This is a genomic window from Actinocatenispora rupis, from assembly GCF_016861975.1.
In the GTDB taxonomy this organism is placed as follows: domain Bacteria; phylum Actinomycetota; class Actinomycetes; order Mycobacteriales; family Micromonosporaceae; genus Actinocatenispora; species Actinocatenispora rupis.
Window position 1 is genome coordinate 1 of the sequence record NZ_BOMB01000031.1, and the last position, 22581, is coordinate 22581.

At 74.2% G+C, this 22581-nt stretch carries 17 protein-coding genes and 1 pseudogene; 3 read left to right on the top strand and 15 right to left on the bottom strand.

The window, feature by feature from the left end:
* From Aru02nite_RS25930 to Aru02nite_RS25970, 9 genes and pseudogenes are all read right to left on the bottom strand, one after another.
* A pseudogene (locus tag Aru02nite_RS25930) lies at positions 1 to 245 on the bottom strand (ribonuclease FAU-1 family protein); the annotation flags it as partial.
* Between the two features lie 144 nt (positions 246 to 389).
* The gene (gene proS / locus Aru02nite_RS25935; protein WP_203662173.1) at positions 390 to 1796 is read right to left on the bottom strand and encodes a proline--tRNA ligase; all 1407 of its coding nucleotides are present in this window, start codon (positions 1794 to 1796) and stop codon (positions 390 to 392) included.
* Between the two features lie 11 nt (positions 1797 to 1807).
* Positions 1808 to 2362 (bottom strand): P-loop nucleotide/nucleoside kinase family protein, encoded by a 555-nt coding sequence (locus tag Aru02nite_RS25940; protein ID WP_203662174.1) that lies wholly within the window; start codon positions 2360 to 2362, stop codon positions 1808 to 1810.
* 162 nt (positions 2363 to 2524) lie between these two features.
* A complete protein-coding gene (locus tag Aru02nite_RS25945) occupies positions 2525 to 3604 on the bottom strand; it encodes an amidohydrolase family protein (protein WP_203662175.1) in 1080 nt (359 codons plus the stop codon).
* A gap of 21 nt (positions 3605 to 3625) precedes the next feature.
* Positions 3626 to 4513, bottom strand: coding sequence for an SGNH/GDSL hydrolase family protein (locus Aru02nite_RS25950; RefSeq protein ID WP_203662176.1), 888 nt, complete (start codon positions 4511 to 4513; stop codon positions 3626 to 3628).
* Positions 4514 to 4646: 133 nt separating this feature from the next.
* Positions 4647 to 6197: a signal recognition particle protein gene (gene ffh, locus Aru02nite_RS25955; RefSeq protein ID WP_203662177.1), complete on the bottom strand. Its 1551-nt coding sequence runs from the start codon at positions 6195 to 6197 to the stop codon at positions 4647 to 4649.
* A gap of 106 nt (positions 6198 to 6303) precedes the next feature.
* Positions 6304 to 8700, bottom strand: coding sequence for a [protein-PII] uridylyltransferase (locus Aru02nite_RS25960; RefSeq protein WP_203662178.1), 2397 nt, complete (start codon positions 8698 to 8700; stop codon positions 6304 to 6306).
* A complete protein-coding gene (locus tag Aru02nite_RS25965) occupies positions 8690 to 9028 on the bottom strand; it encodes a P-II family nitrogen regulator (RefSeq protein WP_203662179.1) in 339 nt (112 codons plus the stop codon). Before Aru02nite_RS25965 ends, Aru02nite_RS25960 begins: the two co-directional genes overlap by 11 nt.
* 3 nt (positions 9029 to 9031) lie before the next feature.
* A complete protein-coding gene (locus tag Aru02nite_RS25970) occupies positions 9032 to 10306 on the bottom strand; it encodes an ammonium transporter (protein ID WP_373324986.1) in 1275 nt (424 codons plus the stop codon).
* Positions 10307 to 10655: 349 nt separating this feature from the next.
* Between Aru02nite_RS25970 and Aru02nite_RS25975 the strand changes: the two genes are divergently transcribed.
* Positions 10656 to 11111 (top strand): Lrp/AsnC family transcriptional regulator, encoded by a 456-nt coding sequence (locus Aru02nite_RS25975; protein WP_203662181.1) that lies wholly within the window; start codon positions 10656 to 10658, stop codon positions 11109 to 11111.
* 15 nt (positions 11112 to 11126) lie between these two features.
* On the opposite strand, the gene Aru02nite_RS25980 is transcribed toward Aru02nite_RS25975, so the two are convergent.
* Complete coding sequence (locus tag Aru02nite_RS25980) at positions 11127 to 11915, bottom strand: phosphotransferase enzyme family protein (protein WP_203662182.1); 789 nt, start codon at positions 11913 to 11915, stop codon at positions 11127 to 11129.
* Between the two features lie 23 nt (positions 11916 to 11938).
* A complete protein-coding gene (gene ftsY, locus Aru02nite_RS25985; protein ID WP_203662183.1) occupies positions 11939 to 13120 on the bottom strand; it encodes a signal recognition particle-docking protein FtsY in 1182 nt (393 codons plus the stop codon).
* Positions 13121 to 13248: 128 nt separating this feature from the next.
* Between ftsY and Aru02nite_RS25990 the strand changes: the two genes are divergently transcribed.
* Positions 13249 to 14301 carry an alpha-hydroxy acid oxidase gene (locus Aru02nite_RS25990; protein ID WP_239076953.1) on the top strand — a complete coding sequence of 351 codons (1053 nt, stop codon included), beginning with the start codon at positions 13249 to 13251 and terminating at the stop codon, positions 14299 to 14301.
* Positions 14302 to 14417: 116 nt separating this feature from the next.
* On the opposite strand, the gene Aru02nite_RS25995 is transcribed toward Aru02nite_RS25990, so the two are convergent.
* Positions 14418 to 16442, bottom strand: a complete 2025-nt coding sequence (locus Aru02nite_RS25995) for a DEAD/DEAH box helicase (RefSeq protein ID WP_239076954.1) — start codon at positions 16440 to 16442, stop codon at positions 14418 to 14420.
* 257 nt (positions 16443 to 16699) lie between these two features.
* On the opposite strand from Aru02nite_RS25995, the gene Aru02nite_RS26000 reads away from it, so the two are divergent.
* Entirely contained in the window at positions 16700 to 17281 is a 582-nt protein-coding gene (locus Aru02nite_RS26000) for an AAA family ATPase (protein WP_203662184.1), read from the top strand.
* Between the two features lie 139 nt (positions 17282 to 17420).
* Here Aru02nite_RS26000 and Aru02nite_RS26005 read toward each other — a convergent pair whose 3' ends face one another.
* The 3 genes from Aru02nite_RS26005 to smc are packed head-to-tail and all read right to left on the bottom strand — an operon-like array spanning position 17421 to position 22421.
* Positions 17421 to 18188: an SDR family NAD(P)-dependent oxidoreductase gene (locus Aru02nite_RS26005; protein ID WP_203662185.1), complete on the bottom strand. Its 768-nt coding sequence runs from the start codon at positions 18186 to 18188 to the stop codon at positions 17421 to 17423.
* Positions 18189 to 18231: 43 nt separating this feature from the next.
* A complete protein-coding gene (locus tag Aru02nite_RS26010) occupies positions 18232 to 18861 on the bottom strand; it encodes an HAD-IA family hydrolase (RefSeq protein WP_203662186.1) in 630 nt (209 codons plus the stop codon).
* The gene (gene smc, locus Aru02nite_RS26015) at positions 18858 to 22421 is read right to left on the bottom strand and encodes a chromosome segregation protein SMC (RefSeq protein ID WP_203662345.1); all 3564 of its coding nucleotides are present in this window, start codon (positions 22419 to 22421) and stop codon (positions 18858 to 18860) included. Before smc ends, Aru02nite_RS26010 begins: the two co-directional genes overlap by 4 nt.
* Positions 22422 to 22581 lie beyond the last annotated feature (160 nt).

The following is a 22581-nucleotide window of genomic DNA, read 5'->3' on the forward strand; positions in this document are numbered from 1 at the left end:
ACGAGGACGCCGTGGCCGAACCAGACGTCCTCGGACAGCGCCGCCGGCCACTCGCCCCGCGGTACGTCCCGCAGCGCGCGCCCGGCCGCGTCGCGTCGCCGCCACAGCGGCGTGTCGCCGGCCGTCCACGTCAGCAGGCCGCCGTCGTCGTGACGTACCACCCGGACCGGGGTGACGGACATCAGCGTGCCGCCGAAGTACGAGCGGTAGCGGACGGTGTCGCCGGGGGCGAAGAAACCAGTCATCCGGGGAGCATCCCGGCCCCGGCCGGTGGCGGGCCAGCGTTCGTGGGCATGCTCACCCGGACGCCACCGACCCCGCCCGACGGACGTTGCGGCACCGGCCACCCCGCGCCCGACCGGGTGAGCCGGCCGGACGCGGAACGCCCGTCAGTACGAGCGGGCGACGTACGCGGTGAGGTCGGGCTCGTCGACCGAGTCGGGCACCGAGCCGTCGGCGCGGACCAGGCAGCGGACCGTGACGGCCTGCTTGTTCAGCACCGCCTCGCCCTCCGGGCCAACGGTCGACCACGGGATGCGGGCGAAGCCGGTGGCCGCGGCGGCGACCGCGTCGTCCAGGCTGGTCACGTCGACCGTGTGCGCCTCCCGGTACGCCAGGGCCGAGTCGTACAGCGCGCGGTGGTCGGCGTCGAGCGCGGCGCGGATCTCGGCCACCGCGTTCTCGATCGGGACGGGGGTCTTGTCGCCGGGGACGCGGCGGGCCAGGACCACGTTGCCGGCGGCGAGATCGCGCGGACCCACCTCGACCCGGATCGGGTAGCCCTTCAGCTCGGCGTCCACGGCGCGCCGGCCGAACGGCGTGTCGGTACGGTCGTCGAACCCGACCCGGACACCCGCGTCACGCAGCGCGTCACGCAGCTTGGCGGCCGCCTCGACCACCCCGTCACCGGCCTTGACCACCATCACCTGCGCCTGGATCGGCGCCAGCGCCGGCGGTACGCGCAGGCCGTTGTCGTCGCCGTGGCACATGATCAGCCCGCCGACCATCCGCGTCGAGGTGCCCCACGACGTCGTCCACGCGTACTCCCGGGAACCGGAGTCGGCGCTGAAGTCGATGTCGAACGCGCGGGCGAAGTTCTGCCCCAGCTCGTGCGAGGTGCCCATCTGGAGCGCCTTGCCGTCCCGCATCATCGCTTCCAGCGTGTACGTGTTCGTCGCGCCGGCGAACCGCTCGGCGGCCGTCTTGCACCCCACGATCACCGGGATCGCCAGCACGTTGACCATCAGGTCCTCGTACGCCTCGTGCAGGATGCGCCGCGCGTACGCCCGGGCGTCGGCCTCGGTCGCGTGCGCGGTGTGCCCCTCCTGCCACAGGAACTCGCTGGTACGCAGGAAGACGCGCGGGCGCAGCTCCCAGCGCACCACGTTCGCCCACTGGTTGAGCAGCAGCGGCAGGTCCCGGTACGACTGGACCCACTTCGCCATGAACTCGCCGATGACCGTCTCGGACGTCGGCCGGACGACGACCGGCTCCTCCAGGTCCTTGCCGCCGGCATGGGTGACCACGGCCAGCTCCGGCGAGAAGCCCTCGACGTGCTCGGCCTCACGCTTGAGGTAGCTCTCCGGGATGAACAGCGGGAAGTACGCGTTCTGCGCGCCGGCGGCCTTGATCCGGTCGTCCATCTCGGCCTGCATCCGCTCCCACAGGGCGTATCCCGTCGGTCGGATCACCATGGTCCCGCGGACCGGCCCGTTGTCGGCCAGCTCGGCCTTGTTGATCACGTCCTGGTACCAGCGGGGAAAGTCCTCCGCCTGCGGGGTCAGCACTCGCGCCATGACCGGTCATCCTAGGCGTACGCCGCGGCCGAGCTTCCGCCGGTACTGCCCACGATCCAGGCGGCGAGGGCCGGTACATCGACCGGCTTCGTGGTGTCCACCCGGTACACGGGGCCCAGCGCGAGCGGCTCCGCCGCGGCCGCCCAGTCCGCCCAGCGGTCGTCCCCGTGCGGTTCGCCGACGTGTACCGGGTGCCGTGGCCAACGGTCCACCACCCGCTGCCGCGCCACCTCGACCGGGACGTCGCACCAGATCTCCAGCGGCCGGGCCACGCCGGCGCGGGCCAGCCCGGCGGCCGCGAGGTCACGTACGCCGATCCACGCGGACTCGACGACGGCTCCGGCCGGCGCGTCCGCCAGCAGCGACCACAGCAGTTCGGACGCGGCGACGCCGAGCCGCCGCGCCGCGACCGGGTCGTCCCGCCAGGCGTCCTCGCCGAGCGCGTCCGCCAGCGTCTCCTTCACCACGTCCTTGCTGAACAGCGGCAGCCGCAGGGCTTCCGCCAGCCGCCGCGCCAGGGTCGACTTCCCGGCGCCGGACAACCCGTTCACGAGTACGACAGGCATCCGGCGACCGTACGGCACCGCGCGGTGGCCGCGACGCCCCGAGTACGCCCGCGACCATGGCGGCCGCAAGCCCGGCGGGAGCGCCGCGGGCGACCACCGACCCGCCGTGGCCGTGCGGTTCGACGCGACCGTCGACGCCGCGATCTGCCGCGAGCCGGGTCGTCAGCGGATGACGCGGCCGCGCAGCACGATGCGGGACGGCTCGCGCACCACCGACAGGTCGGTACGCGGGTCGCGGTCGTAGACGACGAGGTCGGCGAGTCCGCCCTCGACCAGCCCCGGGATGCCCAGCCACTCGCGCGCCCGCCACGACGCCGCGGCGAGTACGTCGAGGGCGGCGAGGCCGGCCTTGTCGTGCAGCAGCAGCATCTCCTCGGCGGCGAGCCCGTGGTCGATGCCGCCGCCGGCGTCGGTCCCCACGTACACCGGGACGCCCGCGTCGACCGCGGCGCCCACCAGCCGCGGGAACGTGTGCTTCAGCCGGCGCATGTGGCTGGCGTACACGGGGAACTTGGGGTCGGCCTGGGCGGCGATGCCGTCGAACGTCTCGATGTTGATCATCGTGGGCACCAGCGCCGTGCCGCGCCGCGCCATCTCGTCGACCAGGTCCGGCGTCAGGCCCGTGCCGTGCTCGACCGAGTCGACACCCGCGCGTACGAGGAAGGCGACGGCCTCCTCGCTGAACGTGTGCACCGCGACCCGGGCGCCGGCGGCGTGCGCGGCGGCCACCGCGGCCGTCACCGTCTCCTCGTCGTACGTGGGGCCGAGGTCGCCCTCGCCGCGGTCGATCCAGTCACCGACCAGCTTGATCCAGCCGCTGCCCCGCCGCGCCTGCTCGGCCGCCGCCGCGGGCAGCTCCTGCGCCGTCACCTCGGCGGCCACGCCCCGCAGGTACCGCTTGGGCGGGGCGAGGTGGCGCCCGGCGCGGACCAGGCGCGGCAGGTCGGGCTCGTCCGCCAGTTCCGGGTAGTGCAGGGGCGAGCCGGCGTCACGGATCGCGAGCACCCCGGCGTCCCGGTCGGTACGGGCCAGCGCCCGCGCCGTGTCCAGGTCGGTGACCGGGGAGGCGCCGCGCGCGATGCCGAGATGGCAGTGCGCGTCGACCAGGCCCGGCAGTACGAACCCCGCCGCCGCGACCGTCTCCGCCCCCGGTACCGGCTCGAACGTCACCCGGTCGCCGACCAGCCACAGGTCCCGTACCTCGTCGTCGGGCAGCAGCACCCCGCGTACGTGAAGCACCATGCCGCCGACCGTATCGCCCGGTCAGCCCCAGTCGGTCGGCAGACCCGACGCCACCCCGTACGCCCGGGCGATCGTGCGGTAGCCGGCCGTGTTGGCGTGCAGGTTCGGCCCGACCGGCGGCGCCGCGCACATCCACGTCCACCGGCACACCCGGGCCGTCGCCACCGGTACGGTCCGGCCGTCGGGCAGCACCTCGGTGCGCGTCAGCTCCGTCGTTCCGTACGCCCCGGCCACGTCCGCGACCCGCGCGCCCGTCCGCCGGCACGCCGCCGTGATGATGCCGTTCAGCTCGGCGAACACCGCACCGGTCCGCCGCGCGTACGCCGGGGTGCTCGGATACGTCGCCAGCATCGGGTCGTAGTACGTCATCGCGACGACCGGCGCGGTCGGCGCCGCCGCACGCAACCGGCGCAACGTCACCGGCAGGTTGCGGCGCACCGCGGCCAGCCCGCGCCGTACGCACGGGGTCGACACCCGCTGGCCGGCCAGGCACCGCATCACGTCGTTGATGCCGATGTCCACCGTCACCAGCGACACCCGGTCCGGGCGCGCCCCGATGAACCGCAGCGCCGCGTCCAACTGCGACACCGCCCCCTGGTACGCGCAGCGGCCGCCCGCCACCAGCTCCGTCGACGTCGCACCCGAACACCCGAAGCCGGCCAGCCGTACGCGCGCGCCCGCCTTCCGCAGCGCCCCGTCCAACTGGTTCGGGTACCCGTCGGGCGTGTGCCGGTTGCCGGCCGCCACACCGGCCAGGCGTGGCTGCACCCCGACCGACAGCGAGTCACCCAAGGCGACATGGAACTGCCCGACGTACCCGGCGTCGGCGGGTACGGAGACGGCGACGGCGGCGACCAGGGCGAGACCCGCCCCGACCACCGCCGTACCGCGCAGAATTCGACGAAGCACAAGATCAGCCTAGAAACCCCGCGCCCCTCCCGGCTCAACCGACCGGCGAGATCACCCTCACCCGGCGGGACATTCCGCCCGCCGTCGCCCAGCGGCGTCACCGGCCACTCGGCGTACGCGGGGACGGCCGCCGCTACTTCTTGCCGAACTTGGAGAAGTCGATCTTGGGCATCTGGAAGCCGGGCGGCAGACCCGCGGCGTCCTTGTCGTCGCCCTGCCCGCCGTTGCCGGCGCCGTTCCCCGCACCGGGCAGCGCGGGGAACCCGGCCGGCAGACCCGGCATCCCGCCACCGCGCGGCTGACGGTTCTGCTGCTTGCCCTTCTTGCCCTTGCGCTTGCTCTTCGGCGACTTCGTCGCCTTGCGCCGGCCGGGCAGGCCCATCATGCCGCCCATCTGCTTCATCATCTTCTGCGCCTCGGTGAAGCGCTCCAGCAGCTGGTTCACATCCGTCACCGACGTACCCGAACCGTTGGCGATGCGGACGCGGCGCGACCCGTTCAGGATCTTCGGGGTGGTGCGCTCCTGCGGGGTCATCGAACGGATGATCGCGGTGACCCGGTCGAGGTGCTTGTCGTCGATGTCGGCGATCTGGTCCTTCATCTGACCCATGCCCGGCATCATCGACAGGAGGTTGCTGATCGGCCCCATCCGGCGGATGGCGATCAGCTGCTCCAGGAAGTCGTCCAGGGTGAACTGCTCGCCACCGACCAGCTTCGCGGTCATCCGCTCCTGCTGGTCGGCCTCGAAGACCTTCTCCGCCTGCTCGATCAGGGTGAGCACGTCGCCCATGCCGAGGATGCGCGAGGCCATCCGCTCCGGGTAGAAGACGTCGAAGTCTTCGAGCTTCTCGCCGGTGGACGCGAACATGATCGGCTGCCCGGTCACCTGCCGCACCGACAGCGCCGCGCCACCGCGGGCGTCACCGTCCAACTTGGACAGTACGACGCCGCTGATGCCCACGCCGTCCCGGAACGCCTCGGCGGTCGCCACCGCGTCCTGACCGATCATCGCGTCGATGACGAACAGGACCTCGTCCGGGTCGGTCACGTCGCGGATCGCCGCGGCCTGCGCCATCATCTCCGCGTCGATGCCGAGCCGGCCGGCGGTGTCGATGATGACCACGTCGCGCTGGACCCGCTTGGCGTGCTCGATCGAGTCCTTCGCCACCTGTACGGGGTCGCCGACGCCGTTGCCGGGCTCCGGCGCGTACACCTCGACGCCGGCGCGCTCGCCGACGATCTGGAGCTGGTTGACCGCGTTGGGGCGCTGGAGGTCGGCGGCGACCAGCAGCGGGGTGTGGTTCTGCTGGCGCAGCCAGCGGCCCAGCTTCCCGGCCAGGGTGGTCTTACCGGCGCCCTGCAGACCCGCGAGCATGATCACGGTCGGCGGCTGCTTGGCGAAGTTGAGCCGGCGCTCCTCGCCGCCGAGCGTGGCGACGAGCTCCTCGTGCACGATCTTGATGACCTGCTGCGCCGGGTTCAGCGCCTGGGAGACCTCGGCGCCACGGGCGCGCTCCTTGATGTTCCTGATGAACTCCTTGACCACCGGCAGCGCGACGTCCGCCTCCAACAGCGCCAGCCGGATCTCGCGCGCGGTGGCGTCGATGTCGGCCTCGGACAGCCGGCCCTTGCCACGCAGCTGGGTGAAGATGCCGGACAGCCGGTCGGTCAGCGAATCGAACACGACGAAAGGTCCCTCTTGGTACGCAGAGGCGCCGACCGGATGGGTGTTCGCATCCTGTCAGTACCTCTTGGACGGCCGGTGGGCGCGCAGGTGTGCCCCACCGAGCCTATCCCGACGCGGCGGCGAGTACCGCGTCGGCCACCGCGGCCCGCCGGGCCGGCCGGGTGAACTCGCCCACGAGGTAGAAGCTGTCGACCGCGGCCGCGCCGAGCGTACTGATCCGGGCCGCGCGTACCCAGGCGTCCGTGCCGGCGAGCGCGCGGGCCACCCGGTACAGCAGGCCGATGCGGTCCGCGGCGCGCAGTTCCAGGACGACCGCGCCGGTGGCGACGCCGTCGTGCCACACGACACGGGGCGGCGCGGTGCTCGCCGCTGCCCGCTCGTACCCGCGTTCCCGGGCGGCGAGGCGTTCCGCGACGGGCAGTTCCCCGCGCACGGCGCGGCGCAGGTCGGCGGCCAGCCGGGCGGGGTCCGGGCCGGTACCGAAGTCGGGACGTACCACGCATTCGACGGCGACGGCGGCGGATCCGGGCAGCGACGCCACGTCCGCGCTCTGCACGGTGAGGCGGTGGGCGGCGAGGCAGCCGGCGACGGCGGCGAGCAGGCCGGCGTCCGCGGCCGCCACCACCCGTACGGTCTCGTCGGTGACCTCGACGGCGGGCAGCGGGCCGGCCGCGAGCGCCACCACCGCGGGCGCCGGGACCGCCGGTACGGGCAGCTCACCGGTCCGCAGCACCGCGCGTACCCGGTCGACCAGGGTGTCGATCAGCGCGAGCCGCCACGCGGACGCGGCGATCGGCCCGGCGGCGCGGGCGTCCGCGACGGACAGCGCGGCGAGCAGGTCCAGCAGGTCGGTGGTGTCGACGGCCTCGGCGACCGTACCGATCGTCACCGGGTCGGCGAGGTCGCGCCGGGTCGCGGTGTCCGGCAGCAGCAGGTGCCGGCGGACCAGCCGGCCCAGTACGGTCACGTCGGCCGGCGCCAGGCCCATCCGTACGCCGACGCGTTCGGCGATGGCGGCGCCCGCCGCGGAGTGGTCCACGCCGCGGCCCTTGCCGACGTCGTGCAGCAGCGCGCCGAGCAGCAGCAGGTCGGGCCGGGCCACCGCGCGGGACGCCTCGGCGGCGCACACCACGGTCTGCACCAGGTGCCGGTCCACCGTGTGCCGGTGCACCGGGCCTGGCTGCGGCAGGTTGCGGACCGCGGACCATTCCGGGATCCAGCGTTCGACCAGGCCGTACCGGTCGGCCGCCTCCCACGCCTCGACGAGGCCGGGGCCGGCGCCGAGCAGCCGCAGGAACGCCTCGCGTACGGCCGGGGGCCACGGGTCGGGCGGTGCGGGGCAGGCCGCGGCCAGCCATTCGAGCGTCGGCCCGGCCACCGGCAGGCCGGACCGGGCCGCCGCCGCGACCGTACGGATCGGCAGCGCCGGGTCGGCGCGGTCCGGGGCCAGCGCGGCGCGCGCCAGGACGACCTCGCCGTCCTGTTCGACGACGCCGTCGTCGAGCGGGCGGCGGGTGACGCGACCGCGCCGGCCGAGCAGCGGTCGCCCCTGCCGCAGCCGGCGCACCGACCGCCACGCGTCCTGCGCCGCGTACGACAGGGTCCGGGCGTCGTCGGCGATCTGGGCGCGCAGCGCGAGCCCGGGGTTGATGCGCCGCCAGTCGGTGACGTCCGCCGGCCGTCCCACCGGTAGGACCCGGTCGTCCGGCGGGAGGTCCGGCCCGGCGCCGGCGAGCAGCGTGGCGACCGGGTCGGTCAGTTCGGCGACGAGCCGGTCCAGCCGCCGCCCGGCCCGCGCGTGCAGCGCCTCCCGGACGTTCAGCAGCCGCCGGTACGACGCGGCCACCGCACCGCGCGGCCCCGGTACGAGCTGGGCCAGGGCGACCCCGCGCAGCGCCACGCCGTCGCGGAGCCCGCCGCGCGCCTCCTTGAGGTCGCCCTCGGGTTCGAAGGCGAGTTCGCCGAAGCGTTCCCACCGGGCCGCGGTGATCTCGTACAGCGCGGCGAGCTGGGCGGGCGCGCGGCGCCGCCAGTCGACCCGTACGGCGGCGCGGATGCGTTCGGCCAGGCCGCGGTCGCCGGCCACGAACCGCGCGTCCAGCAGGCCGAGCGCCGCCTTCACGTCGTCCCGGCCGACGGCGAGCACCTCCGGCACGGTGCGTACCGCGTGGTCGAGGCCGAGGCCGGCGTCCCACACCGGGTACCAGACGGCGTCGGCGACCCGGTACACGTCCGGCCGTCCACTGTGGACGATGATCAGGTCCAGGTCCCCGTACGCCAGGCACTCGCGCCGGCCCAGGCCGCCCACCGCCAGCAGCGCCACCCCCGGTACCGGCGGCAGCAGCCGGGCGAGCCACGCGTCCAGCGCGTCCGCCCGGCGGGACCGGGCCGCCGGCCCGATCCCGTCCACCACCGGCGGCGGGACACCGCCGTCGACCCGTGACGTACCCGGGTCGGCCGGGCCGCGGAGACCGTCCGGGGCGGCCGGCTCAGAGCGCATCGACGCCTCGCTCGCCGGTCCGGACCCGGATCACCTCCCGGACCTCGGTGACCCAGACCTTCCCGTCGCCGATGCGCCCGGTCCGGGCCGCGGTGACGATCGCGTCGACCACCTTGTCCACGTCGAAGTCGTCGACCAGCACCTCGACCCGCGCCTTCGGTACGAAGTCCACCGAGTACTCGGCGCCCCGGTAGACCTCGACGTGGCCCTTCTGCCGGCCGTACCCGCTGACCTCGGTGACGGTCATCCCGGCGACGCCGATCGCCTGCACCGCGTCCTTCACCGCGTCGAGCTGGAACGGCTTCACCACCGCCGTGACGAGCTGCATCGCCTACTCCTTCCCCGAGGTCGCCGGTGCCGTCGCCGGCCGGGCGGTGAGCCGGGTGGCGACCGGGTGGCCGCCGGTGAGCCCGGCCAGGTCGTACCCGGTCTCGGCGTGCTCGGCGAGGTCGATGCCGGCCACCTCGACCTCCTTGTCGACGCGCAGCCCGATCGTCTTCTGGATGAGCGTGCCGAGCAGCCAGGCGATGCCGAACGACCACACCGTCACGATCAGGCTGGCCAGCGCCTGCCGGCCGAGCTGGCCCACGCCGCCGCCGTACACCAGGCCGTCGTGCGCCACCAGCGAACTCACCGAGTGCGTACCGAACAGGCCGATCCACAACGAGCCGATCCAGCCGCCGACGAAGTGCACGCCGACCACGTCCAGCGAGTCGTCGAACCCCAGCTTGTACTTCAGGCTCACCGCCAGCGCGCACACCGCGCCGGCGACCAGGCCGAGCAGGACCGCGGCGTACGGGGCGATGAACGCGCAGGCCGGGGTGATCGCGACGAGGCCGGCGACGGCACCCGAGGACGCGCCGACCATGGTCGGTTTCCCGTCCCGGATCCATTCCACGACGATCCAGCCGAGCAGTCCGGCCGCGGTGGCGACCTGCGTGTTGACGAACGCGATCGCCGCCGTGCTGTCCGCGGTCAGTTCCGAACCGGCGTTGAAGCCGAACCAGCCGAACCACAGCAGCCCCGCGCCCAACGCCACCATCGGTACGTTGTGCGGCTTGAACGACTCGCGCGGCCACCCGACCCGCTTGCCGAGTACGAGGGCGAGCGCGAGGGCGGCGGCACCCGCGTTGATGTGCACCGCCGTACCGCCGGCGAAGTCCAGCGCGCCGATCTTCGCGCCGATGAACCCGCCGCCCCACACCCAGTGCGCGACCGGGACGTACACGAGGGTGAACCAGCCGAAGCCGAACACCAGCCAGCCCGCGAACTTCGTCCGGTCCGAGATCGAGCCGCTGATCAGCGCCACCGTGATGACCGCGAACATCATCTGGAACGCCAGCACCACGTACGTCGGGATGCCGGTCGACGTGCCCGCCGACGACCAGATCTCCGGAATGAACGTCTTCGTGCCCAGGTACTGCGTGAAGCTGCCGATGACGGTGTTCGCGCCCGAACTGCCGTTGGTCCCGAACGCCAGCGAGAAGCCGTAGAGGAGCCACAGCACCGACACCAGGCCGATGCTCGCGAAGCTCATCATCATCATGTTGAGCACGCTCTTGGCGCGGTTGAGCCCGCCGTAGAACAGTGCCAGGCCCGGCGTCATCAGCAGCACGAGCGCCGTCGAGACCAGGAGCCAACTGGTGTTGCCGCTGTCGAGTGTCGCTGCCGCGAGGGGCACGCCGACCTCCCTGACTCGAATCCCTCCGCCCCGGCGGCGCGGCGCTGTCGCCCGCTCGACGCCGGGGTACCGGCAAGCCCCTGTGGCACCGTTGCCCGCACGCCGGTTGCGCGGTAGCTAAGTCGCGCGGTGTTTCTGCGCCGCCGCCCGGGTGTTGCGCGCACGTGATGATTTGTTTCCGGCGTGTCACACGACCTCGGTACGCCGCCGCGCTCGCCACGTACCGCGCGCCGCGGCGGATTCCGTACCCACCACGGCATCCCGGTACGGCCCGGTGCCCGCGGGCAGTACGGGGCGTCGACTCGGCCGGCGTTGCGGCGGACCCGGCGGCCGGCTCGCCACCGACGGCCGCACCGGGTACGCACGGCTCGCCGCGGGCACCGGCCGCTCCGAGTCCGCCGTACAGCGGCGTGTCGAGCAGTTGCGCCGGGCCGGCGCGCTGACGTTCCCGGTGGACGTGCCGCCGGCGGTCCTCGGGTGCCGGACGGAGGCGCGACTGTGGCTGTCCGTACGGCCGGACCGGCTCGTCGCGGTCGCCGAGGCGATGGCCGGGCACCCCGAGCTGACGTTCCTCGCCGCGACGACCGGCCCCACCAACCTCGTCGCCGTCGCCGCCTGCCCCGACACGCCCGCCCTGTACGACTACCTCACCGGGCGGGTCGCCGCGCTGGACGGGATCACCGGCGTGGAGACCGCGCCGGTGATCCGTACCCTCAAGCGCCTCACCTGACCGGGGCCGGTGGGCCTAGCGCAGCGCGTACTCCAGGAGCTGGCGTTCGTGGTCGATCAGGCGCAGGTCGCGCATCGGCCGGCGCAGGTGTCCCTTGTGGACGATCCGGACGAACGCCGGCTCGCCCGCGGCCGCCATCCGCCGGATGCCCTCGACGTGGTCGACGATCCGCTTCCGGATCACCCGTACCAGCCGGTGCCGGTCCCGCGGCGTCAACCCGTACGCGTCCGCGAACATGCGCAGCCGGCGCGGCCGGTTCGGCCGCTTCCACCCCAGCGTGTACGAGTCGCGGTCGCTGAACAGCGGCACCCACGTCCACGCCGCGTACGCCACGTCGTAGATCCGGGAACCCGGGCTGGACAGGTCGAAGTCGATCAGCGCGAGCGTGCCGTCCGGCCGCCACACGACGTTGTGCGGCGCGGCGTCGTGGTGGCAGATCACCTCCGTGTCCGGCGGCGGCGGACCGAACGAACGCCACACCGCGCCCGCCGGCGGACGGAAGCCACGCTGCGCGTCATGGAACATGCGCAGCATCTTGGCCACCGTCACGAGCGCCTCGTCGGTCGCCCAGTGCTCGGCGATCGGGTACTCCCCGCACTCGCCCTCCAGGTACGACAGGACCTCGCGGCCCTGCTCGTCGATGCCCAGCGCCCGGGGCGCGCCGGTGAACCCGACCGCCTCCAGGTGGCGGAGCAGGGCGTGGACCGCCGGCGTCCAGGGACCGGCGTTGCGACGGACGGTGTCACCGACACGGACCACCGTGCTGGTGTTGCCGCCGTGGAGCTGGACCTCATGTTGCGTCACCGACCACCTCGGGGGGGTTGACGTCAACTCGTCCCCGCCGGTTCGCCGAGCAGCGCGTCGACGAACTGGCGGGGGTCGAAGGGCGCCATGTCGTCCGGGCCCTCGCCCAGACCGACCAGTTTCACCGGAATGCCCAGCTTACGTTGTACGGCGATCACGATGCCGCCCTTGGCCGTGCCGTCCAGCTTGGTCAGTACCACCCCGGTCACGTTGACCACCTCGGTGAACACCTGCGCCTGCGCGAGGCCGTTCTGGCCGGTGGTGGCGTCCAGTACGAGCAGCGTCTCGTCCACCGGGCCGTGCTTCTCCACGACCCGCTTGACCTTGCCCAGCTCGTCCATCAGGCCGACCTTGTTCTGCAGCCGGCCCGCGGTGTCGATCAGTACGGTGTCGACCTTGGTCTCGATCCCGCGCTGGACCGCGTCGTACGCCACGGCGGCGGGGTCGCGACCCTCCGGGGCCCGTACCGTCTCGGCGCCGACGCGCTCGCCCCAGGTCGCGAGCTGGTCCACCGCGGCGGCGCGGAACGTGTCCGCGGCACCCAGCAGGACACTGCGTCCGTCGGCGACCAGCACCCGCGCGATCTTGCCACAGGTGGTCGTCTTGCCCGACCCGTTGACGCCGACTACCAGGGTCACCGCCGGCCGCTCCGGGTGCGGCGTGGTCGCCAGCGACCGGTCCATGTCCGCACCGAGCGCGTCGACCAGCTCGTCGGCCAGCATCGACCGCAGCTCACCCGCCGACCGCGTCCCCAGCACCTTCGTACGCTCGCGCAGGTGCTCGACGATCTGCGTGGTCGCCTCGATCCCGACGTCCGCGGTGAGCAGGGAGTCCTCGATCTCCTCCCACGTGTCGGCGTCCAGCTTGTCCGAGGACAGCAGCGCCAGCAGGCCGCGGCCCAGCAGGTTCTGCGACTTGACCAGCCGGCCGCGCAGCCGGGCCAGCCGGCCCGCCGTCGGCTCCGGCCGCTCGATCGCCGGCGGGGCGGCCGCCTCCTCGGCGGTCTCCTCCGGCGGAGCCTGCGGCTGCGCGGTGCCACGTTCCGCGGGCGGCGCGGTCTCGGTACGGCCGGTGGGCCGCACGGTCGGCGCGGCGGTCTCCTCGGGCGCCTCCCGGGACCGCCGCTGGCGCGGCAGCACGAACGCGAACAGGCCGACGAGCGCCAGGACCACGACGACGCCGACCGCGATGAGCAGATACTCCATGCCCAAATCCTGACAGACGCCTGCCGCCCGATCGCGGGCACGCCGCCGATCGCGCCGAACCGTCCCGGTTCGCGTGACCGGACACACCCGCCGCCGGTACGTTGGCGGCGCCGTACGAGGGAGGACATGTGCTGCGACTGCTGGCCGAGCAGGCACGTACCGCACGTGACAGGCTGCCCGCCGACGTGCACGACTACTACGCCACCGGGTCCGGCGAGGAGGTCACGCTGGGCGAGGCGGAGGCCGGCTGGCTGCGCCACCGGTACCGGCCGCGGGTGCTGCGCGACGTCAGTCACGTCGACACCGCGGTACGCCTGCTCGATGCGCCGCTCGCCGCCCCCGTCCTCGTCGCGCCGACCGCCTTCCACGGCGGCCTGCACCCGGACGGCGAGGTCGCCACCGCCCGCGGTACCGGAGCGGCCGGGTCGCTGCTGGTGCTGTCGTCCCGCTCGTCCCGCCGTATCGAGGACGTCGCCGCCGCCGCGACCGGCCCCTGGTGGTTCCAGGTGTACGTGCTCGCCGACCCGTCACTGTCCCGGCATCTCGCCCGGCGGGCCGTCGCGGCCGGCGCGGGCGCGCTCGTCCTCACCGTGGACACGCCGTACACGGGGACCAAGGCACGCGGCGGCGGACCACCGGTGACCGACCGGGAGTATCTGGTCAACCTGGGCGAGCACCTCGCCGCCGGCACCGACCCGGACACGGCCACCAGCCAGGATCCCGCCTGCACCCTCGACACCCTGCACGACCTGACCGACCAGGGCGTACCGGTGTTCGCGAAAGGGGTGCTGCGCGGCGACGACGCCGTCGACTGCCTGTCCGCCGGGGCCGCCGGCATCATCGTGTCCAACCACGGCGGACGGCAGCTCGACCGCGCCGTCGACACCGCGTACGCGCTGCCCGATGTCGTCGCCGCCGTCGCCGGCCGGGCACCCGTCCTCGTCGACGGCGGCATCCGGTCCGGGCGCGACGTCCTGACCGCGCTCGCGCTCGGCGCCGACGCCGTACTGCTCGGACGGCCCATCCTGTGGGCACTCGCCGCCGACGGCGCCACCGGCGTCACCGCCGCACTCGACGCCGTCCGTACCGACCTGGCCGAGGCGCTCGCGCTCGCCGGCGCGACCTCCCCCACCGACCTGCCCGACGGACTCCTCGCCGACACCGCCCCACCCCGACCCTGAACGCACGACCGCCCGCCGTCAACGAACACGGCGGGCGGTACGTCGTACGGATCTGTCGCCTCGGCGAGTCGGCCCGCCGCGGTCAGGCGCCGCTGCGGACCGGTCCGGTGGTGCGGTCAGTTGCCGCGGCGGGAGTTCCACCGGGGCTTACGCTCGCTGCGCGGCGGCTTGCCCGGGTGCCGGGCGTCGCCACGCGGGTGCTCGCCCCGCTGCCGCGGCTCGTCGTACCGCGGGCGGCGGTCGTCGAAGCGCGGGCCGCGCTCCTCGTACCGCTGGGTGCGGTCGCGCGGACCCCGCTCGTCGCGGCGCGGCGTACGGTGCGCGGCGTCGCCGGAGCGGGCGCCACGGTCCTCGTACCGGCTGCCGCGGTCGTCGGCGCCGTCCCGCTGCCGCGGCGGCCGGAACCCCCCGTCGGTACGGCGCTGGCCGCCGGCACCGCGGTCGTCGCGACGCTGACCACGGAAGCCGCCGTCCTCACGACGCGGGCCACGGAAACCCTCGCCGTCACGACGCTGACCGCGAAAGCCGCCCTCGTCGCGACGCTGACCACGGAAGCCATCGTCCTCACGACGCGGGCCACGGAAACCCTCGCCGTCACGACGCTGACCGCGGAAGCCACCGTCCTCACGACGCTGACCGCGGAACCCGTCGCCGTCGCGGCGCGGACCGTCGTCGTCCCGACGCGTAGCACGGAAACCCTCGCCGTCGCGACGCTGGCCACGGAACCCGTTGCTGTCGCGGCGCGGACCGTCGTCGTCGCGGCGCGTACCGCGGAAACCGTCATCGTCGCGGCGCGTACCGCGGAAACCGTCGCCGCGCGAGCCGCGGAACCCGTCGCCGTCGCGGCGCGGACCCGACCGGTACGGCCGGCCGCCGGAGGACTCGCGGCGGGGCCGGCGGGACGGCTCCGGCTCAACGGGCACCGGGACGCCGCTGGGCGCCTGGGCGCCGGTGACCTCGGCGAGCATCGGGTCGATCCCGTCCTCGTCCAGCCGTACGCGGAGGCGCTTGGCGTCGACCCCGGCCTGCCGAGTGATCGACTCGGTCGCGCGGCGCTGCCGCGGGGTGACGAGCGTGACGACGGTGCCCGAGCCACCGGCCCGCGCGGTACGCCCGGCGCGGTGCAGGTAGTCCTTCGGGTCGCCGGCCGGGTCGACGTGCAGTACGAGGCTGACGTCGTCGACGTGGATGCCGCGGGCGGCCACGTCGGTGGCGACCAGCGCGTTGACCCGACCCTCCCGGAACTCGCCGAGCGTACGGGTGCGCACCGCCTGCGTCTTGCCGCCGTGCAGGGCGCGCGCCCGTACGCCGACGGCGCGCAGCTCCTCCTCCAGCCGGTCCGCGAACGTCCGGGTACGCACGAACAGCAGCGTGCGGCCGTCCCGTCCGGCGATCTGCGCGGTCACGATCGCCTTGTCGCGCGGCGCCACGAACACCAGGTGGTGCTCCATCGTCGACACCGACGCGGTACCCGGGTCGGTCGAGTGCGTCACCGGGTCGGTCAGGTACTTCTCGACCAGGCTGTCGACCTCGCCGTCGAGCGTGGCGGAGAACAGCATCCGCTGGCCGTCCGGGCGTACCTGGTCGAGCAGTTCGGTGACGGCGGGCAGGAAGCCCATGTCGCACATCTGGTCGGCCTCGTCCAGGACCGTGATCTCCACGTCGGACAGGTCGCAGGCGTGCTGCTCGATCAGGTCGGCGAGCCGGCCCGGTGTCGCCACGACCAGCTCGGAGCCGCGGCGCAGCTGGTTCACCTGCTTGAGGAACGGGGCGCCGCCGACGACCGCCGCGATGCGTACGCCGAGCGCGCGGCCGAGCGGTTCGAGCGCGTCGCGGACCTGCATGGCCAGCTCGCGGGTGGGCACCAGGACCAGGCCGCGGGGCCGCTTGGGCGCGGCGTCCGGGCCGTCGGCGAGCCGCACCAGGGTGGGCAGGCCGAACGCCAGGGTCTTACCCGACCCGGTACGCCCGCGGCCGAGCACGTCGCGCCCGGCGAGCGAGTCGGGCAGGGTGGCCGCCTGGATCGGGAACGGCGCGGCCATGCCGCGTCGGTGCAGCACCGACACCAACCGGTCGGGCAGGCCGAAATCGGCGAAGGACGGGGAATTCTCCTCGTGAACGGACGCAGCAGAGCTCGTCAAGACAGAACCTTCCGAAAAGAGGGCGCGTCTCTCCTCGAAGGTTCCGCGGCCCGGCCAGGGCCAACGGGCCCGGCAACACCACGGGAAACCATCACCGGGTGGCAGACCGAGTGCGTGGACAGGCCACCGGGATGAACAAGACGAGCCCGGCGCGGGGTGCGCCGATGACAGGTACCGAATGAGTCTAGCCGGTCGACGGCGAGTTGATCACCGTGGATCGCCCCGTGTGACGATCACCTCCGGGTACGCCCGGTCACGTGGCGAAACCGTTTGCCGCCGCCGACGCCGTACCGGCAGGATTCTCCGGCGTGGGTGAGGTCATCGTACTGACCGGGATCATGGCCGCCGGCAAGTCGACGGTGGCGCAGCTCATCGCCGAGTCACTGCCGCGCGCCGCGCACGTCCGCGGCGACGTGTTCCGGCGGATGGTCGTCAGCGGCCGCGCCGACCCGGCGCCCGGTACGCCCGACGCCGCCGTCCGCGACCAGCTCGACCTGCGGTACCGGCTGTCCGCGCGAACCGCCGACGAGTACGCCGCGGCCGGGTTCACCGCCGTCGTTCAGGACATCATCCTCGGCGCCGACCTGCCCGCCTACCTCGGCCGGCTCCGCACCCGACCGCGGTACCTGGTGGTCCTGGCGCCCGCGCCGTCCGCCGTCGCCGTACGGGACCGCGAGCGCGCCAAGACCGGGTACGCCGGCGGGTGGACCCCGGAGATTCTCGACGGGGAACTGCGCGCCACGCCGCGCCTCGGCCGCTGGCTCGACACCACCGGGCAGACCGCCGCCGAAACGGCACGGGCGATCCTCGCCGACCTGCCCGCCGCCCGCGTCGACTGATCCCGCCGTCGTCGTCCCGGCGCGACGATCCGCCCCGTCGTCGTACCAGCGCTGCTGCCGATCGACGCGCCGCACCTCGTCGGGGCGCGACGGCGCGGTCACCGCCGAAGGAGCCGTACCAGCGGGGCACGCGCACGGGTCAGCGCAGGACGCGGCCCTCCATGCCGCCGGCCACGGTCACCGTCTCGCCGCTGACGTGGCCGGACAGCCGGTCCGAGGCGAGTACGAGGCAGGCGGCGGCGACGTCGGCCGGGCGCCCCAGCTTCGCCAGCGACATCGTGGCCGTACGGGCCCGTACGAAGTCGTCGTCGTCGAGCCGGTCGGCGTTGCGGTCGGTCGCGGTCCAGCCCGGCGCGACGATGTTGACCCGGCCCGCCGGCGCGATCCGTACGATCTCGTTCTTCAGGCTCAACGCCAGCCCGGTGAGCGCGGCCTTCGCCGCCGCGTAGTCCGCGTGGTCGGCCTCGCCGAACCGGGCCGCCGTCGACCCGACCAGGACGACCGTGCCGACACCGGTGGTCGCCACGTGCCGCAGGAACGCGCGGCACACCAGGAACACCGCGTCCAGGTTCGCCGCCATCGTCGTACGCCAGCGCGCCGCGTCCATCTCCCACAGCGGCACCGCCGGCACCGGGTACTTCCCGGCGTTCGCGACGAGGACGTCGAGCCCGCCCAGGCCGGCCACCGCCCCCGTGACCAGCGCGTCCACCTCGGCCTCGACGGTCAGGTCCGCCCCCAGCGCCACCCCGTCGTACGCCGCGGCCAGCTCCCGCGCGCGGTCCGCGCCCGACCGGTGGTGCACGGCGACCCGGGCACCCTCCGTACCGAACGCGCGGACGATCTCGCCGCCGATGCCGCCCGTCGCGCCCGTGACCAGTACCCGCCGGCCCGCCAGTCCCGTGTCCATGCCGGCCACGGTAGGGGCCCGCCGGCCCGGCACGGCGGAGGGGTCAGGCGGCGGGCTGCGCGAGCGTCGCCGACAGGTACCGCAGGTCGGCGGGTCCGCCGTAGCGGAAGCCGGCGAGGCCCGCGATGCGCGCACCCCGTACGTTCCGGTCGTCGTCGTCGACGAACAGGCACAGCCGCGCCGGCACGTCGAGCCGCGCGCACGCCGCCGCGAAGAACTCCGCCGACGGCTTCGCGTGGCCGAGTACCGAGGAGTTGAGGATGGCGTCGACCTCGCCGGTCAGGCCCAACAGAGCCAGATCCGCGTCCAGCCGGTCAGTCGCGTTCGTGCCCAGGGCCACCGGCACCCCCGACGCGCGCACCTCGCGCACCGCGGCCAGCACCTCCGGCACCACCTCGCCCCGGTACTCCCGCCACGCGGCGACCGCGCGCGCCGCCCGGTCCGGGTCCTCGGTCGCGGCGGCGACGGCGTCGGTCACTCCCGCCATCCACTCCGCGTCCGGTACCGCGCCGAGCACCGCCGGCCGCAGCCGCTCCGGTGCGAACGCCAGGTCCGACAGCATCCCCTCGGGCAACCCGTACTCGGACTCGACGGCACGCTGCCGCGCCGGGTCGAACCGTCGCAGTACGCCGTCCAGGTCGAGCAGCAACGCCCGACACCGCTCCCGTCTCACGCGATCTCCGCATCGTTGAGCCGCTGACTGATCACCTGCGTCACGCCGCCGCGCATGGTCACGCCGTACAGCGCGTCGGCGATCTCCATGGTGCGCTTCTGGTGGGTGATGACGATCAGCTGGGACTCGTTCTGCAGGAGCTTCATCACGTCCAGCAGGCGGCCCAGGTTCACGTCGTCGAGGGCGGCCTCGACCTCGTCCATCACGTAGAACGGGCTGGGGCGGGCGCGGAAGATCGCGCACAACAACGCCACCGCCGTCAGCGACCGCTCCCCGCCGGACAGCAGCGACAGCCGCTTCACCTTCTTGTTCGGCGGGCGGGCCTCCACCTCGATGCCGGTGGTCAGCAGGTCGTCCGGGTCGGTCAGCGACAGCCGGCCCTCGCCACCCGGGAACAGCACCGAGAACACCGTCTCGAACTCCCGCGCCGTGTCCTCGTACGCGGTGCGGAAGACCTCCAAGATCCGGTCGTCGACCTCCTTCACCACGGTCAGCAGGTCGCGACGGGTCGCCTTCAGGTCCTCCAACTGCTCCGACAGGAACTTGAACCGCTCCTCCAGCGCCGCGAACTCCTCCAGCGCCAGCGGGTTCACCTTGCCCAGCAGCGCCAGCTCCCGCTCACCCCGCGCCGCCCTCTTCTCCTGTACCGGCCGGTCGAACGGCTTCGGCGCAGGCTCCGGCTTGCCGTCCGCCTCGGCCGCGGCGAGCTCGGCGGCGGACGGCGGTACCGGCTGGTCCGGCCCGTACTCCCCGAGCAGGGTGTCCAGGTCGATGCCGAAGTCCTCGGCCGCCTTGCCCTCCAGCTGCTCGATCCGCATCCGCTGCTCGGCGCGGGCCACCTCGTCCCGGTGCATCGCGTCGGTCAGCCGCTCCAGCTCCGCGGCCAGCTCCTTCGCCCGGCCGCGTACCTCCCGCAGTTCGGCCTCGCGGCCCACCCGGGCGGCCGCCACCGCGTCCCGCTCGGCCGCCGCCGCCGTCAGCGACTCGCCGATCCGGTGCAGCGTGGCCTGCGCCGCCAGCGACACCGCGCGCGCCACCGCCGCGCCCCGCTCCCGCCGCGCCTTGCGCGCCGCGGCACGCTCCCGCGCCGCCCGCTCCTGCGCGGCCTGCCGGGCCAGCCCGTCCGCCCGGCCGGACAGCGCGCGCACCCGCTCCTCCGCGGTACGCACCGCCAGCCGCGCCTCCATCTCCGCCTGCCGGGACGGCCCGACCGCCGCGGCCAACTCGTCCCGCCGCGTACTGTCCGGGTCCTCGTCGACCGGGGTGTCCTCGGCCAGCCGGAGACGTTCCTCCAGGTCGGCCAGGCCGGCGAGATCGGCGTCGCGGGCATGCTCCGCCTTCTGCCGGGACGCCTCCAGCCGGTCCGCCTCGCCCTGCGCCGACCGGGCCGCCGCACCCAGCTCCGCCAACCGGCGCGACGCGGCGTTGTGCCGCTGCTCCGCCTCGCGCAGCGCCTGCTCGACCGCCTTCGCCGCGTCCCGGCGGGTGGCGACCTCGGCGCGCGCCCCGTCCAGCTGCGCACCCAGCGTCTCGACCCGCTGCTCGGCCTCGGCCCGGCGTTCCTTCGCCTCGTCGACCGCCGCCTGTACCTCGATGAAGCTCGGCGCCGACGCCGACCCGCCCGCCGCGAGGTCCGCGCCGAGCACGTCGCCGTCTGCGGTCACCGCGCGCAGCGTCGGGTCGTCGGCGACCAGGCTGCGCGCCGCGGCCAGATCCGGCACCAGTACGGTCCGGCCGAGCACCGCGGTCAGTGCGGGCCGCAGCTCCGCCGGCGACTTCACCACGTCCATCGCCCACCGCGCGCCGCCCGGCAGCGACCCCGCCCCCACCGGTACGTCGGACGTCGAGCCGACGAGCAGCGTGGCCCGGCCGGCGTCGTCCGCCTTCAGCAGCTCCACCGCGGCGACCGCGTGGTCCACCGCGTGCACCGCCACGGCGTCCGCGTACTGCCCCAGCGCGGCGGCGACCGCGGCCTCGCAGCCCGGCTCCACCGCCAGCAACGCCGCCACGCTGCCGAGTACGCCGGGGACGCGGTCACCGGCGGCGAGCAGCGCGCCCGCCCCGTCCTTCCGGCGCAGGCCCATCGCCAGGGCCTCCTCGCGCGCCTTCCACCGGGCGACGTCGCGCTCGGCCGTACGTTCCGCGTCGGTCAGCTCCTTGACCCGTGCCTCGGCGTCCTGCCGGTCCTGCCGGGCGGTCTGCAGCCGGGTCGCCAGGTCCGCGTCGCCGGACTCGATGCCGTCGGCCTGCTCCTGCGCCTCGGCCAGCTCCTCGGCCGCCGTCTCGTACCGCGCACGCGCCTCGGCCAGCGCCGCCGACACCCGGGCGATCTCGTCCTGCGCCGCCTGCGAACGCGACCGCACCGCGTTGACCTGCCCGGTCAGCTTGGCCAGGCCCTCGCGCCGGTCGGCGACCGCCTTGACCGCCGCGACCAGCTCGCGTTCGGCGTCCTGCAGGTCCGACTCCACCTGCTGCCGGTACTCGACCGTCTCGGCCAGCCGCGCCTTCTCCTCCTCCAGCGCGAACCGCAGTTCGTTCTCCTGCTCGCGGACCCGCTCGGCCTCGCGTTCCAGGGCGTCGGGGTCGCGGCCGGGGCGTTCGTCCTCGCGGTCCGCGGACAGGAACCGCAGCCGTTCGGCCGCCAGCTGTCCGGTCGACCGGAACCGCTCCTCCAGCGCCGACAGCCGGTACCAGGTCTCCTGCGCACGGGCCAGTACGGGTGCGTCGGCGGCCAGTTCGGCCTCCAGTTCGGTCAGCCGGCGCTCCGCCTCCGCCGAGTCCCGCTCCGTACGCTCGCGGCTGCCGCGGACCGACTCCTCGTCGGCGACCTCCTGCTGCAACGATCCGCGCAGCGTGGCCAGGTCGTCGGCGAGCAGCCGCAGCCGCGCGTCCCGCAGGTCGGCCTGGATGCCGGCGGCGCGGCGGGCGATCTCGGCCTGCTTGCCCAGCGGCTTGAGCTGCCGGCGCAGCTCGCCGGTCAGGTCCTGCACCCGGTTGAGGTTGGCCTGCATCGCGTCCAGCTTCCGCAGCGCCTTCTCCTTGCGCTTACGGTGCTTCAGGACGCCCGCCGCCTCCTCGATGAACGCCCGCCGGTCCTCCGGCTTCGCGTGCAGTACGGCGTCGAGCTGGCCCTGCCCGACGATCACGTGCATCTCCCGGCCGATGCCCGAGTCGGACAGCAGTTCCTGGATGTCCAGCAGCCGGCAGCGGTCCCCGTTGATCTCGTACTCGCCGTCGCCCGACCGGAACAGCCGCCGCGTGATCGACACCTCGGTGTACTCGATGGGCAGCGCGCCGTCGGTGTTGTCGATGGTGAGCGTGACCTCGGCGCGCCCCAGCGGCGCGCGGCCGGACGTACCGGCGAAGATCACGTCGTCCATCTTGCCGCCGCGCAGCGCCTTGGCGCCCTGCTCGCCCAGTACCCAGGCGATGGCGTCGACGACGTTGGACTTGCCGGACCCGTTCGGGCCCACCACGCAGGTGATGCCCGGCTCCAGCTTCAGCGTCGTGGCCGTGGCGAACGACTTGAAGCCCTTCAGCGTGAGGCTCTTGAGATGCACTGCCTGTCGATCCTCCATCGAGGCGGGGTACTGACCGCGCGCCGGGGAAGGGCTGCCGGCGGCGCCCACTGGGCAGACGGCTATCCGAGGGAGGTTACCCCGTCGGTCAGTGGCAACCAGACATCAGCGGGTGACCGGCGCGCCCCGTACCTGCCGGTGG

Coding starts and splice junctions, on each gene's coding strand:
- proS (WP_203662173.1), bottom strand. CDS start 1,796: ATGGCGCGAGTGCTGACCCCGCAGGCGGAGGACTTTCCCCGCTGGTAC.
- Aru02nite_RS25940 (WP_203662174.1), bottom strand. CDS start 2,362: ATGCCTGTCGTACTCGTGAACGGGTTGTCCGGCGCCGGGAAGTCGACC.
- Aru02nite_RS25945 (WP_203662175.1), bottom strand. CDS start 3,604: ATGGTGCTTCACGTACGCGGGGTGCTGCTGCCCGACGACGAGGTACGG.
- Aru02nite_RS25960 (WP_203662178.1), bottom strand. CDS start 8,700: ATGCGCTCTGAGCCGGCCGCCCCGGACGGTCTCCGCGGCCCGGCCGAC.
- Aru02nite_RS25965 (WP_203662179.1), bottom strand. CDS start 9,028: ATGCAGCTCGTCACGGCGGTGGTGAAGCCGTTCCAGCTCGACGCGGTG.
- Aru02nite_RS25970 (WP_373324986.1), bottom strand. CDS start 10,306: ATGACGCCGGGCCTGGCACTGTTCTACGGCGGGCTCAACCGCGCCAAG.
- ftsY (WP_203662183.1), bottom strand. CDS start 13,120: ATGGAGTATCTGCTCATCGCGGTCGGCGTCGTCGTGGTCCTGGCGCTC.
- Aru02nite_RS26005 (WP_203662185.1), bottom strand. CDS start 18,188: ATGGACACGGGACTGGCGGGCCGGCGGGTACTGGTCACGGGCGCGACG.